Origin of the sequence: Paenibacillus marchantiae (genome assembly GCF_028771845.1) — a bacterium.
Lineage (GTDB): Bacteria > Bacillota > Bacilli > Paenibacillales > Paenibacillaceae > Paenibacillus > Paenibacillus marchantiae.
This window is the reverse complement of the sequence record NZ_CP118270.1, coordinates 2,736,696-2,751,311: the sequence shown is the minus strand read 5'-3', so window position 1 is coordinate 2,751,311 and position 14,616 is coordinate 2,736,696. Positions and strand designations below refer to the sequence as shown.

The 14,616-nt window shown below is 46.8% G+C and carries 12 protein-coding genes and 1 pseudogene; 1 reads left to right on the top strand and 12 read right to left on the bottom strand.

What is annotated here, in order from left to right; all coding sequences use genetic code 11:
* Window positions 1-219 precede the first annotated feature (219 nt).
* The 7 genes and pseudogenes from PTQ21_RS12525 to cysT form a co-directional block, all read right to left on the bottom strand.
* Window positions 220-1,064: pseudogene (locus tag PTQ21_RS12525) on the bottom strand (ABC transporter permease).
* Window positions 1,065-1,071: 7 nt separating this feature from the next.
* Window positions 1,072-2,022, bottom strand: a complete 951-nt coding sequence (locus PTQ21_RS12520; RefSeq protein WP_064639956.1) for an ABC transporter permease — start codon at window positions 2,020-2,022, stop codon at window positions 1,072-1,074.
* Window positions 2,023-2,284: 262 nt separating this feature from the next.
* A complete protein-coding gene (locus PTQ21_RS12515; protein WP_274570064.1) occupies window positions 2,285-3,892 on the bottom strand; it encodes an ABC transporter substrate-binding protein in 1,608 nt (535 codons plus the stop codon).
* A gap of 223 nt (window positions 3,893-4,115) precedes the next feature.
* Entirely contained in the window at window positions 4,116-5,180 is a 1,065-nt protein-coding gene (locus PTQ21_RS12510; RefSeq protein ID WP_274570063.1) for a sulfate ABC transporter substrate-binding protein, read from the bottom strand.
* A 55-nt stretch (window positions 5,181-5,235) separates the two neighbouring features.
* Window positions 5,236-6,300, bottom strand: a complete 1,065-nt coding sequence (locus PTQ21_RS12505; protein WP_079695303.1) for a sulfate/molybdate ABC transporter ATP-binding protein — start codon at window positions 6,298-6,300, stop codon at window positions 5,236-5,238.
* A 1-nt stretch (window position 6,301) separates the two neighbouring features.
* Window positions 6,302-7,099, bottom strand: coding sequence for a sulfate ABC transporter permease subunit (locus tag PTQ21_RS12500; RefSeq protein WP_064639962.1), 798 nt, complete (start codon window positions 7,097-7,099; stop codon window positions 6,302-6,304).
* Complete coding sequence (gene cysT / locus PTQ21_RS12495; protein WP_063564398.1) at window positions 7,096-7,911, bottom strand: sulfate ABC transporter permease subunit CysT; 816 nt, start codon at window positions 7,909-7,911, stop codon at window positions 7,096-7,098. Before cysT ends, PTQ21_RS12500 begins: the two co-directional genes overlap by 4 nt.
* A 364-nt stretch (window positions 7,912-8,275) precedes the next feature.
* Here cysT and PTQ21_RS12490 point away from each other — a divergent pair, with 364 nt between their 5' ends.
* Window positions 8,276-8,677, top strand: a complete 402-nt coding sequence (locus PTQ21_RS12490) for a secondary thiamine-phosphate synthase enzyme YjbQ (protein ID WP_274570490.1) — start codon at window positions 8,276-8,278, stop codon at window positions 8,675-8,677.
* A gap of 194 nt (window positions 8,678-8,871) precedes the next feature.
* Here PTQ21_RS12490 and PTQ21_RS12485 read toward each other — a convergent pair whose 3' ends face one another.
* The 5 genes from PTQ21_RS12485 to tkt form a co-directional block, all read right to left on the bottom strand.
* Window positions 8,872-9,474 carry a TetR/AcrR family transcriptional regulator gene (locus PTQ21_RS12485; RefSeq protein ID WP_063564400.1) on the bottom strand — a complete coding sequence of 201 codons (603 nt, stop codon included), beginning with the start codon at window positions 9,472-9,474 and terminating at the stop codon, window positions 8,872-8,874.
* A 5-nt stretch (window positions 9,475-9,479) separates the two neighbouring features.
* Complete coding sequence (locus PTQ21_RS12480; RefSeq protein WP_072734274.1) at window positions 9,480-10,112, bottom strand: YigZ family protein; 633 nt, start codon at window positions 10,110-10,112, stop codon at window positions 9,480-9,482.
* A gap of 164 nt (window positions 10,113-10,276) precedes the next feature.
* A complete protein-coding gene (locus PTQ21_RS12475; RefSeq protein ID WP_274570061.1) occupies window positions 10,277-11,632 on the bottom strand; it encodes a glucose-6-phosphate isomerase in 1,356 nt (451 codons plus the stop codon).
* A gap of 186 nt (window positions 11,633-11,818) precedes the next feature.
* Window positions 11,819-12,136, bottom strand: a complete 318-nt coding sequence (ppnP, locus tag PTQ21_RS12470) for a pyrimidine/purine nucleoside phosphorylase (RefSeq protein ID WP_053781719.1) — start codon at window positions 12,134-12,136, stop codon at window positions 11,819-11,821.
* Between the two features lie 140 nt (window positions 12,137-12,276).
* Window positions 12,277-14,319: a transketolase gene (gene tkt, locus PTQ21_RS12465; protein ID WP_064639968.1), complete on the bottom strand. Its 2,043-nt coding sequence runs from the start codon at window positions 14,317-14,319 to the stop codon at window positions 12,277-12,279.
* Between the last annotated feature and the right edge of the window lie 297 nt (window positions 14,320-14,616).

Sequence of the window (14,616 nt, the reverse complement as noted above, 5' to 3'; positions counted from 1 at the left end):
CACTAGCCACTCCAAAGACAGAACAACCTTCCGATCGCTGTTATCCCCAGATTTTTTTGATTCCCTTTTCGTAAGGGAAAATCCGGTGATAGCGTATGCTTCCGATGTAGCTTTCTTTCAGAAAGCTTTTAGGCGAACTCTTCGCTTCTTCAGGTTATTTCTGTCTTCTCCGTTCTCGTGTAAAATGTTTAGTCGAACCTATATTTAGTCGAAAATCATCTATCGCTTGTTCGCTTTGGGCTCGAAGGCTACGCGGAACACATCCCCCAGGAAGTTAAACGACAGCACCGTCAGCAAAATAAACAATCCCGGGAAAATTGCCATATACGGCGCTTCACTAATAAAGCCCTGTGCATCATTCAACATGCTGCCCCAAGAAGAGTTCGGTTGTTTAACACCCAGTCCGAGGAAGCTTAGTGACGATTCCATCAGAATCGCACTCGCGATGTTGATGGTTGCTGCGACAATAATGGTTGGAATAATGTTGGGAATAATGTGCTTCATAATGATCCGGCCAGGCTTTTGACCCGATACACGCGCATACAGTACGTATTCCCGCTGCTTGACCGACATCGCCTCAGCCCTGACAATCCGGGCAATATTCATCCAGCTCAGCACCCCGATAATGACAATAATCGTACCGATCCCGGCTTCAGATATGCGTTCAGGATCAGCATCAGGAAGAAGGATGGAATCGACATGAGCACGTCAACAATACGCATCAACGTATTATCCACCCAGCCGCCAAAATAACCACTAACCGTCCCTACCAGTGTTCCCATAATAACGGCAATTGCCATCGAAAGGAAACCTACGGCGAGAGACACTCGTCCTCCGTATAACGCCCGAGCCAAATAATCCCGTCCGTAATCGTCCGTACCAAACCAGTGATCTGCACTCGGCTGTTGAAGCCGCTCCATCACTACAATTTCATTTGGATCATGTGGAGACAGAAACGCAAACAGGGATGCGAGTACAAAGATGCCCAATATGATGACAGCCGCAAGGCCCAGTTTCTGCTGTCGGAACTGCGTCCGTAGATTACGCCAGCGCATTGAATTCATTTTTGTCTCACCCCGTTGTCTTGATTCGTGGATCTACCACGCCATATAAGATATCAGCTACCAGGTTTCCGACGACCAGCAGCACAGAGGACATCATCGTAATGCCCATAATAATTGGATAATCCAAACCGTGAACGGCCGAAATCCCGAGAGATCCCATCCCCGGCCACGAGAAAACGGACTCCGTAATAAACGCTCCCGCAATCAGCTCCGGCAAAGACATACCGAGAATCGTGATTACAGGCAGCAGTACATTTTTGAGTACATGACGAAGCAGTACCGTTCCTTTGGTTGCCCCGTAGGCATATTGGATTTGAACATAGTCCTCTTCCAGTTGACTGATTGTATTCGATCGAATGTACCGCATGTACACGGATACGTTCATGAAGGTCAAAACGGTACATGGCAAAATGCCGTGTTTGATAATATCCCAAGCGGAGTCCATACCAACCGTTCGCATACCCATACTTGGCAACCAGTGCAGCTCTACTGCAAAGAAATAGATCAGCATCATACCGAACCAGAAGCTAGGAATCGATATCCCGATGTATGAGATCAGGCTGAGTCCACGGTCAAACAGACTGTTCTGACGCGAACCCGCAATCATGCTCAGCGGAATGGAGATCAGCAAAGACAATAATAGCGATGCCCCCATTAAACCAAACGTAGCAGGCAAACGTTCAACAATCATTTCGGCAACCGGGCGATGGTTCACCAGTGAATAACCAAGGTCACCAGACAGTACATTTTTGAGCCATACGACATATTGCACGTACATCGGTTGATCAAGACCGAGGTTTTGCCGAATACGCTCCACATCTTCTGCCCCCATATTCGGGGTAACAAAGGAAAGCACCGGATCGCCCGGCGCCAGCTTGATCAAGGTGAACGATACGATGGAGATTACAAAAAGAAGAGGGATCGCTTGTGCGATCCTTCGGACAATATAGTTGTTCACATGGGCACCTCCGAATCAACGCCGGCCTCGCGGCCGGCGTTATTGGCTTGTTATATAGAATGAACGCAAGTGGATTGAACAAAGGATTCACATCGGCCACTCCGATGGCAGAACAATCTTCCAATCGCTGTTATCACCAGATTTCTTGATTTCCTTTTCTTGAGGAAGAAATCCAGTGATAAAGGCGTTTCTCCAGATTTTTTCTGCCCTCTACGTTCTTTGTAAATCTCAAAGGTTCAAACAATACGTTCATTCTATATGATTATTTTTTATAAATTTTGGACAGATCTTCAAGCATAACGACTGGTTTTGGATTTGCATCTTCAACGCCGCCGTATGTGTTATCCACAGCCACTACAGCTTTCGTGTAGGCAATTGGGTATACAGTCATTTCGTTTGCTACAGTTTGTTGGATTTGTTTGTACAAATCACCACGTTTAGTTTCGTCAATTTGAACGGCTGCTTCATTCCACAGCTTGTCGAAATCGGCATTTTTGTAATGGGAGTAGTTGTATGCCGCATCACTCAAGAAGAGAGATTTATAAGCATCTGGCTCATAACCCATGATGTATCCACCAAAGGACAATTCAAAGTCTGTATTGTTCATGTCCAATGTACGGTTACCATAAGCTGTTCCATCCATCGGCAACAATTCCACTTCAATGCCCACGTCTTTCAGCTTTTGCTGAATGTACAGCGCTTGGCTTGTTTGTGGTTTGTTCGTATTTGTGTAAGCAAGACGCAATTTCAAGTTGCTAACGCCTGCATCAGCCAGCAATTGTTTTGCTTTTTCTACGTTGTAGTCGTATTTCTCCACATCATCCGTTTGGTACAGCGTGTCCGGTGTGAGAATGGACGGAGCCGGTTCAGCAAAATCAGCTGAGGAATACGAAGCGGTGATCAGTTCATTTTTATCCAAAGCATAAGCGATGGCTTGACGAACTTCTTTCTTTTGCATCGAAGGCACGTTCAGGTTGAACACCATGTATTGCAAGCGGCCTTCTGGGTAAGTCAGCATGTTGAATTTGCCTGTGTCGTTCAATTTGTTGTAATCCTGTGTGTCGACCATACGCATTTGAATCTCGCCGTTTTGCAAAGCCAGGTTCGCTGCATTTGGATCTTTCGCTACACGATACGTCACGCTATCCAGATGAGCTTTGCCTGCAAAGTAGTCATCAAAACGTTCCAGTGTTACGTATTCGCCCGGACGGTATTCCTTGAACTTGAACGGACCGGAACCGATCGGGTTGTTGTTTTTGTCGCTTTTCTCAATATCGGCTTCGCCTTCGAAAATGTGTTTAGGGACTGGAGAGAAAGAAACCAATGCTCCTTCGAAAGCAGCAGATACTTCCGGCAATTTGAATTCCACCGTCAGGTCATCGACCTTGGTTACTTTCACCGGTTTGCCATCAAAAACATACTGACTACGGGAAGAACTGTGCTGTTTCTCATCAAGGATGCTATCCATTGTGAACACAATATCATCGGCTGTCAGAGGCTGTCCGTCATGCCATTTCAGACCGTCTTTCAGCTTCAATGTATACGTCAGGTGATCATCAGAGAAGCTGTCGCTTTCTGCGAGCACATACGTTTTTTTGCCATCATTCACATTGAACAGTGGAGCATATAAGGATTGATCAATCGTCAACGTTACACGGTCACCCGCGTAGATCGGATTCATCACTTTAGGATCGTCCTGAACGGCAATAATGATGCTTCCTCCGTCTTTCGGTTGCCCATCATCCGTTGTTGCTGTATTTTCTGCGGTATTAGACGAAGAACTTCTTCCGTCACCGCTGCTTCCGCATGCACTCATAATTGCCACAACCAGAACCAGCATCAATGACAGCCACATTTTTTTCGATTTCATTATGATATTTCCCCTCGCTGTAATTTAACGTTCTGTTAGATAGTATAGGCAAGGATTCGACAAATTGCAACGATTTTTTCCAACTTAACCTATCGGGTTTAAATGAAATAACATTATTGTCTAGCAATGCAAAAAACCTCCAGCTCACATTGTATCGTGAAATGAAGGTTTGAATGACAATTCATCTTCTGAAATTCAATAACAGGATGATACTCGTACGGGCTTACAACCCGGCTAACACCTGGTACCATACACCTCGTTTAGAATACAGTGTACTGCGTACCTTGTCCCATCCGCCGAGGTAGTTAATATCGAACAGACCTTCAGGCGTTGGGAACGAGGACTTCGTCTCTGCAAACACTTCAGGGTCTACCGAACGGAAACCATGCTTGGCAAAAATGCGCTGTGCTTCCGGTGTTCGTAGATAGGCTACAAAAGCCTCCGCCAATTCACGATTGCCATGCTTATCTGCATATTTGTCCACGACAACTGCCGGATTTTCAATCAGGATCGTATTTTTGGGAACCACGATGTCATAATTTACACCCTTGGCAATCCGGGCAAGCAATTCATTTTCATACGTAACGATCACGTCACCCACGCCATATTCGAAAGCCGCCATGGAGGATCGACCACTCTTATCCAGTGATTCGACATTCTCATGTACTTTTTCCAAAAAGGCTTTGGCCACGGCAGGATCTTTCTTGCCTTGCTCCTTCTCAGATAACTTCAACCCTGCACCATAGATGGCATTAATGTCCCACTGTGCTCCGCCTGACGTCTTGGGATTAGGATAAAGCACTTTAACACCCGGCTTGGTCAAATCTTCAAAATCGCGAATACCCAGCGGGTTGCCTGCTCTTGTACCCAGAACTACAATCGAACGGGTGATCATGCCTTTATTCGGAGCCTGCTTCCAATTGGAGCTGACCAGATCGGCTTTGACCAGCTTGTCGATATCACTTTCCATCGCCAGAAGCGCAACATCAGCTTCGAATCCACCAACAATGGCTCTGGCTTGTGTGCCAGAAGCTTCATAGGATTCCTGAAAGTGAACCGTTTGTCCGGTCTTTGCCTTCCATTCTTCCTGAAATTTGGGCAGCAATTCTCCGACGGCGTCTTTGGCTACACTGTAAGCACCGATTACCAGCGTATTGGATTGGTCGTCCGTCGAGGTTCCGTTCTGTCTGCTCACATCTTCCTGCTTGCTACATCCAACGGTCATGCAGACGAGCAGAAGTATGAGGACAACATATAAAGGGTTGAATTTCTTCTTCCTCGTCTGCATGGGCAGCCCCTCTTTTCCAAAATAAGGATCATTCCTGAATCAAGTGATCTTCTGATTAGATGATGACCGGCATTGGATCTTCCTTCAATCGGTTCTCAACAACCCAGCTATGGGTATCATTGAACAGATATGCCCGATGCACAAGCACTCGAATCTGTTGGCCGACTTGCAGCGTTGTTTTCTCCAGGGATCGATACGTAATGAGTTTATGGCCCTCAACTTCCACTTCCACCATCCATTCACTTCCACGGAAATGAAGGTGTTTGACTGTACCCTTTTCAGTAGCGGATAGCATGCTAAACTCGTTCTTCAAACCGATCTCGATATACTCAGGCCGGATCAGTGCACGTGTGCGCTCTCCTTCCACCGCATGTTCGAAGCCCTTAAGCTGTGAAGCGTCTTCCACAACGGTAGATTCCCCTATAAATGTGGCAACAAAAGGCGTCTCTGGATTTTTGTAAATATCCCATGGCGTACCTTTCTGCTCTAAGCGCCCTTGGCTGATAATCATGATTTCGTCGGCAACTTCAATCGCTTCATCCTGGTCATGGGTTACAAAAATCGAAGTGATGCCTACCCGCTCAATCAGCTCTCTCAACCATGAACGCAATTCCTGACGGATTTTGGCATCAATGGCGGCGAACGGTTCATCCAGCAGCAGCAGCTGTGGCTCCGGAGCTAATGCTCTGGCAAAAGCGACGCGCTGACGCTGTCCACCAGACAACTGATGTGGATAACGCTGTTCGAAACCTTTCAGCCCCGTCAATTCCACCAGCTCCATGACCCGATCACGGATCTGGGCTTTGGGAGCCTTTTTGACCTTGAGTCCAAAGGCGATATTATCAAATACCGTCATATGTTTGAACAAAGCATAGTTCTGAAATACAAATCCGATTCCTCGCTCCTGCGGAGGCAGATGGTTTACGACCTTTCCGTGAAAACGAATCTCTCCGGAACCCGGATTCTCCAGACCCGCCAGCATACGCAGAATGGATGTTTTCCCACCTCCGCTGGGTCCCAGCAAACCGATAAGATGGCCTTTGGCAATATCGAACGAGACATCTTTTACCGCATGAAAATCACCGAAATGTTTGTTCAGATCACGGACTTCCACATGCATCTCAATGCACTTCCTTTCGCTTCTTGGCCCATTCCATCATAAGCAGCAGCCCGACAGAAAAAGTAACCAGTACCAATGCCACACCATTTGCGGCAGCTACGTTAAAATTCTCTACATCCTGATATACAAGCGTTGTTGCCGTCTGCGTTTTGTTCATAATGTTACCCGAAACAACCAGCACTGCACCGAATTCCCCAAGCGAGCGGGCAACCGTCAACACAAGACCGTACACAACCGCCCAGCGGATGGAAGGCCAGGTAACACTCCAGAACGTTCTCCAGCCGTATGCACCAAGCGTTGACGCAGCCTCTTCCTGCTGAGATCCAAGCTCCTGCAAGACAGGCATCACCTCTCGAACCATCAGTGGAAAAGTGACAAACAACGTTGCAATGACCATACCCGGGAAGGCATAGACCACATTAAATCCGATTCCTTCAAAAAAAGCGCCCATAATGCTGTTGGGACCCAGCAGTAGTACAATCATCAATCCACCAATGACTGGCGATACGGCATAGGGCAGATCCACAATGCTGTTCAGCAGCCCTTTCACCCGGTCACTCAGCCATCCGGCGCGAACCAGATAGATGGCCATCATAACGCCAAACAATGTATTTAACAGCGTGACGACAAGTACAACAAGTCCAGTCATCATCAAGGCATGCAGCGCCTCAGGGCGCAACAGCCCATCCAGGAATCCTCCTGCCCCGTCTTCAAATGCACCAATAAAAATACGTCCAAGCGGGATGATCAGCAGTACAATGAACACCGCAAACGTCAGTCCGATTAATAGTCGCCTCATCGTCTTCTCCCCCGCATCTGCACCAGATTAATGAGCCAGAGGATCAGGAAGGAGAGTGTTAAGAGCAGTACGGACACGGCCGCGGCACCGGTTGGATTGTCACTTTCGATCTCGCCGTAAATAAATACGGAAGCCGTCAATGTTCTTCCCGGAATATTGCCTGCCACCAGCACAACAGCCCCGAATTCGGCCAGTGCTCTGGAGAATGCGAGCATTCCCCCACTAATCATGCCCGGAGCCATGGACGGAAGAATGACCTGCCTGAATGTGCGCGCCTTCGATGCTCCCATCGTGTAGGATGCCTCTTCCTCCGAAGGATCGATCTCTTCGAGCAAAGGCTGCACCGCACGGATGACAAATGGAAACGTAACAAAGGTCATTGCGATCACAATCGCAGGCTGGTGAAACACAATTTCAAACCCCATGGATTCCGCCAGTTTGCCAATGGCACTGATCGGACCCAGGAGTAGCATAATCATCAGGCCACCAACGGCTGTTGGAAGAGCAAAAGGAAGATCTACCAGACTGTTAAGGAACGACCTCCCAAAAAAGCGATAACGTGTCAGCACCCAGGCAATCATGGTTCCCAAAATGACGTTAATCACCGTAGCTATAACAGCCAGCCGGATCGTTAACAGCACGGCTTTCCATGCAATTGGGTCCATAATACTTTGGATAAAGTTGCTCCATCCTTCAGAGAAGGAATTGACGTACACACCGATGATTGGAAGTACAATGAGTACGATAAAATATAGCAATACGGTACTGCGGAATCCCCAAGTCCATCCCTTGTGACGAAGAACGGTATTCATTGCTGCATTCCCTCCCAGCCTCCGGTTCTATGTCCGGTCGGCAGTCTTCCTGCTTTGGTACAACCATTTTCCTAAGTTGGATTTTATTACTTTAATATTATTCCCATTAGTCTACTTGGTTTTTGCTTATCTGATACTTTACCAGTTTGCAGTGCTAATCGTCAATGCTTTTATTGAATAAAATCGGGGTACCTACGAGATGGATTTTATAAAAATCACACTGCCTACTACACGGCCAGAACAACCATCCTATCGCTGTTATCCCCAGATTTCTTTGATCCCCCTTTATCTAAGTGGTTTGTTTGGTATGGAATGGTTAAGGTACAATCTAGAGGAACAATTTGGAGCAAAGGAGTGGAGTAATATGTTATATACGAAGAATTTATCGACATCCCGACGGGATGAGATGAAGGATATTACGCGGGAGGTGGAGCAGGTTGTCCGTGACAGCGGTGTGCAGAATGGGACTGTATTGATTTATTGTCCACATACGACAGCAGGCATTGCAATTAATGAAAATGCAGACCCGGATGTCAAACATGACGTGCTGCTTCGTCTAAACGAAGTATACCCCTGGGAACATCCCGAATATCGGCATGCTGAAGGAAATACGGCTTCTCACTTGAAATCGATCACAACCGGACCATCACAAACGGTGATTATACATGAGGGCAGATTACTGCTTGGCAGATGGCAGGGCATCTATTTTTGCGAATTTGATGGTCCTCGTCAACGGGAATATTTTCTTAAAATCATAGAAGGTTAGCTCCATTTCACCCCCATTTCTAATGATTTGCCATTGATTGAAATAAAAAAACAAACAGGCGGCCCACCCTATTCTAGGGATGTAACCCGCCTGTAATGATCTTCTTCGCGCAAAAACTTTCGCGAGACAACGTTATAAAGAATTAATGTTATGACAATTCACCGCCCTGAAGTGTGGAGTGCGACAAAAGCGCCTTATTGGACGCCAGGCTGGTGTTGGAGATTACGGCAGAGTACTTTGACATGAGATAACGCAGCCGATTCAATCTCTGCAAAGGTTAAACGGTCCTGAATATAATACGATATGAATCCGTGCATGGACAAAAACAGCGTACGTGGTACACATTGAATATCCTCTTCCGTACAGCCCTCTTCATTCATGTATTGCCGAATAATGGAGGCGAACAATTCAAAGCATCTTCCTTGCTCCGTACGACAATACGATAGCAATTCCTCATCCCGAATCATGAACATAATCTCGTACTGATACGGATTCTCCAAACCAAAACGAATAAACTCCATCATGATATGTTCCACCTTGCTCACGCCGCCCATGACTGGCCTGACCATGGCTTGCAGCAGCAAATGCCCCAGATGATTGAAATCTTCAACCACGATGGCATAAAACAGCTCTGCCTTTTCCTTAAAATGATAATACAGCGACCCATGACTATAGCCTAGATGCTGGCCGATGCTTCGCATCGAAATGGCACGGTATCCTTTGGTAATAAAAAGATGCCTCGCCGCCTCCAGTATCCGCTCCCTCGACAACTCCTGTTCGACTGCTCTTCTAGCCATATATTTTATTCCCCTTCAATAAAATAAAGCCGCTGTCCCTCCGTGATCCGGGATTGCCCTTGCGTCAAATCTGTGATCCAGGCCACAAATGCCTCGGTTTCACTATCCGGCGGAAGACAAGTCAACGTAACCTTATCGGTGAACCCAGTTTCACCTGTACGGACTTCCCGGCTCCTTAATTCATTTTCCACTTTGCCCAGCCATGTATAATCCAGTTCAACAAACACTTCACGATGGAGTACTTTGGTAATCGCTTCCCCGGCTTCTATGGCTGCAACTGCTCCATCCGTATAAGCACGAATTAACCCACCTGCTCCAAGCATAATTCCCCCAAAGTAACGTGTAACAACGATAGCCACATTTTTCAATTGCTGATTTTTGATGACTTCAAGAATCGGTTTTCCAGCGGTTCCGCTTGGTTCACCATCATCGGATTGCTTCTGGATCTCATCCCGCTCACCAATCATGTATGCGGAGCAGTTATGAGTAGCATTCCAATGTTTTTTCTTGATTTCATCAATAAAAGCGTTGGCTTCTTCTTCTGTCGTGACCGGCATAATGTGACCGATAAATCGCGACTTTTTGATTACAATTTCCAGATTGCCCGGTCCTCGAACCGTGCGATAACGTTCAATCATCCCTATCCAACTTTCCACCAATTTGATCCATTTTACAAGAAAGCAGTTCCCCGCGCGCACGCGGACGAACTGCCTTGGTTTAACATCCGGGAAATCATTGCTTCACAATGACTCCCCGAATGTAATTACATTACCTTATTTAACTATATGAGCAGACCGATGAATTATTCAGAAAGTCTCGCTTCAAGCGCTGCTTTCTCTTCTTCAAAGCCTGGTTTGCCCAGCAAAGCGAACATATTTTTCTTGTAAGCTTCCACGCCTGGTTGGTCAAATGGATTGACTCCCAGTAGGTAACCACTAATGCCGCATGCTTTTTCAAAGAAGTATACCAGATATCCGAAAGAATATGGAGACATATCTGGAATGTTCACAATCAAGTTTGGTACTTGACCATCTGTGTGTGCAAGCAGTGTTCCTTGGAACGCTTTTTTGTTAACAAAGTCCATCGTTTTACCTTCAAGGAAATTCAGACCATCCAGATCATCTGGATCCGCTTCGATCGAAATATGCTCCGATACTTCAGCAACCTGAATCACAGTTTCGAAGATGTTCCGGCTACCCTCTTGAATGAATTGACCCATGGAGTGCAAGTCAGTCGAGAAATCAACGGATGCAGGATAAATCCCTTTATAGTCTTTACCTTCACTCTCTCCGTAAAGCTGTTTCCACCATTCGGATACAAAGTGCAAGGATGGCTCGTAGTTCACGAGGATTTCTGTTCCTTTACCTTTGCGATACAGTGCGTTACGAACAGCTGCATATTGATATGCTTCGTTCTCAGCTACGTTCGGGTTGCTGTATTCTTTAGAAGCGTCAGCCGCACCTTGCATCATTTCTTCGATGCTGATGCCAGCTGCTGCGATTGGCAACAAACCTACAGCCGTCAGAACGGAGTAACGTCCACCTACATCATCCGGGATAATGAAGGATTCATAGCCTTCTTCATTCGCCAGTTTTTTCAGTGCGCCACGCTCTTTATCTGTCGTAGCATAGATACGTTTGCGAGCTTCTTCTTTACCGTATTTTTTCTCCAGTGCTGCACGGAAGATACGGAAAGCAATTGCTGGCTCCGTTGTTGTACCGGATTTGGAGATAACGTTAACGGAGAAGTCTTTGCCTTCAACCAGATCCAGCAAATGAGTTACATACGTGGAGCTGATGTTGTTTCCTGCAAAGTAGATTTCAGGCGTTTTGCGTTTGTCTTTAGGCAGGTTGTTGTAGAAAGAGTGCGTAAGCATCTCAATCGCTGCACGTGCACCAAGGTATGATCCACCAATACCGATGACGATCAGCACTTCAGAATCGCTTTGGATTTTAGCAGCCGCTTTTTGAATACGGGAGAACTCTTCTTTGTCATAAGCGGTAGGCAGGTCGATCCAGCCCAGATAATCCGATCCGGTTCCCGTTCCGTTGTGGAGCTGCTCGTGAGCCAAACGAATCGGTTCAGCGAAATAGTCCACTTCATGTTGATTGACGAATTGCAGGGCAGTGCTGTAGTCAAACTCCACTTTTTTTGCCATGATCTATAAAACCTCCTGATATCGGTAGTGTATTTTTTTCCGTTTTCCATTCTAAACAACTTAGCCTAAGGATACTTCAAATCCACAGGGCTGACAAGCTTGCAGCCCGAACTTTGTCGTTAGAGTTTAAGAAGCAAAAAGGGTTAACCGAATCCGCGAGTCGCGGTTCTGGTTACCCTTCTTGTATTATTCCGCCGGGTACGAACAGCAGTAGTCGGTAACGCTGCGTATCTCCAGTTTAAATTTGGATTCGGCAGGCACGTGGAACGTAGCTTGACCTTGAATCTCTTGCCAATCTTCTTCTCCGGGAAGTAATACTCTCAGATCGCCGGACAGAATTTCCATAATCTCACGGGAATCTGTACCGAACTCATAACTGCCTGGAAGCATAATGCCCAGAGTCACCTTGCTGCCATCCCCCAAAATAACCGTTCTACTAGTTACCTGGCCCTCATAATAAATGTTGGCCTCTTTCACTACACTGACTTGATCAAACTGTGACATGCGTACCCGCTCCCCCTGAAGTTAATCAAAACAAAAGGCAAAACAGATCAGGGCGGTTGCCCGCCCATTCTCTGCCGGAAATCACTTACTGCTCGGCAGGACAGAAATTAACTGTCCCTCTTGCAGCATTTTTCAAGCTATTACAGCAATGCTTTTACGCGACTAACCACGTTTTCCACAGTGAAGCCATACTCTTGGATAACACGGTCGCCAGGCGCGGATGCACCAAATGTGTTGATTCCGAGAATGTCGCCTTGGTCGCCGACATATTTTTCCCAACCCATTGGGTGAGCCATTTCAATCGCCAGACGCGCTTTAACATCTGGAAGCAGGACGGATTCTTTGTATGCTTTGTCCTGTTTCTCGAACAGATCCCAGCTCGGCATGCTGATTACACGAACTTGGATGCCTTGTTCAGCAAGTGCTGCTTGAGCTTTGACAGCCAGTTGCACTTCGGAACCTGTCGCGATGATTTGAGCAACAGCTTTGCCGTCTTTTGCATCAGAGACAACATACGCACCACGTTTCACATTCTCACGTGAACCTTCAACGGTACCTTCCAGAATCGGCAGGTTTTGACGAGTGAGTACGAGTGCAACCGGATTGCTCTTGTTCTCAAGCGCGTAAGCCCATGCTGCAGAAGTTTCATTACCGTCAGCCGGACGAATAACTGTCAGGTTAGGAATGATACGCAGGGATGCCAATTGCTCGATTGGTTCGTGAGTAGGACCGTCTTCACCAACAGCGATACTGTCGTGAGTCAGGACGTACGTTACAGGCAGACCCATCAGGGCAGCCAGACGAACAGCTGGACGCAGGTAGTCTGTAAATACGAAGAATGTACCTCCGAATACTTTCACACCACTGTGCAGTGCCATACCGTTCATTGCTCCAGCCATACCGAATTCACGGATACCGAAGTAGATGTTGCGACCGGAATAATCTTCAGGTGAGAAGTTCTCCAGGTTGTTCAAGTGAGTCATTGTGGAGCTTTCAAGGTCAGCAGAACCACCTGTCAGTTGTGGCACGTTATGAGCCAAACCGTTCAGTGCATTACCGGATGCTACACGAGTGGATACAGCTTTGTCTGTTGCTGCATATTTAGGCAGATCGCGATCCCAACCTTCTGGAAGGTCGCCATTGATTGCCGTTTCGAATTGAGCTGCCAGCTCAGGGAATGCTTTTTTGTACTCAGCAAATTTCTCGTCCCATGCTTTGTTAGCAGAGATACCACGATCTTTCACTTGTGCAAAGTGTTCGCGAACTTCAGTTGGAACGTGGAAATCTTCCTGGTAAACCCATTTGTAAAACTCTTTAGTCAATTTAGCTTCGTCTGCACCCAGTGGAGATCCGTGAGTACCGCCGTGGCCGCCTTTACCTTGTTTGTTCGGGCTACCGTAACCAATTACAGTTTTAACTTCAATCAGTGTAGGACGAAGCGTATCTGCTTGACCTTCCTCAATTGCTTTTTGGATTGCAGGCAGATCGTTACCATCTTCAACGCGCAGCACTTGCCAGCCATAAGCTTCAAAACGCTTCGCGATGCTTTCAGAAGAAGACAGGTTCAATTTACCATCCAAAGTGATGTCATTGGAGTCGAACAACATGATCAATTTGCCCAGGTGCAAACGTCCAGCCAGGGAAGCTGATTCATGGGATACGCCTTCCATCAAGTCACCGTCACCACAGATTGCGTAAGTGTGGTGGTCGATTACGTTGAATTTGTCTTTATTATATGTTGCGCTCAGTTGAGCTTCAGCCATAGCCATACCTACAGCCATTGCAATACCTTGGCCCAGTGGTCCAGTTGTTGCGTCAACGCCTGCAGTATGTCCGAATTCCGGGTGACCCGGAGTTTTGCTTCCCCATTGACGGAACTGTTTCAATTGTTCCATAGGCAGGTCATACCCGCTCAGGTGAAGTAAGCTGTACAGCAACATGGAGCCATGTCCTGCGGACAGAACAAAACGGTCCCGGTTAACCCAAGTTGGGTGGTCCGGGTTATGTGTCATCGTTTTTGCAAAAAGTTGGTACCCCATTGGAGCGGAGCCCATAGGCATTCCCGGGTGTCCGGAATTTGCCTTCTCGATTGCATCAATCGCCAGTGTACGTACGGTAGTGATCGACAGGTTGTCGATGGTGTTGTTCTCTTCCTTTTGAATCGCTTCGTTCTTGTCAGTCATGGTTTGTCCTCCTCATGTCTTTAGATAAGTCGGGTTGCGCAAGCGAATCCCTCTCATCATACAAGCAAACCGAATTTCACAATAAGTGAATCCGCTTGAGTGTTTCATTTTGACTTATTCACTTTTGTATTGTATCACTTGGCGTGAAGGTTTTCCATAACCTTCTTTTAGAAGATCGGGAAAATTCGGCTGATTATGACGAGGGATTTGTTTCCAGTTGCGCAAAAAGAGTGTCATACTGAGCATTTCAGCATATCTTCTAGCTCAGCCAGCATCGCAAATCCATCGGATGAAGTA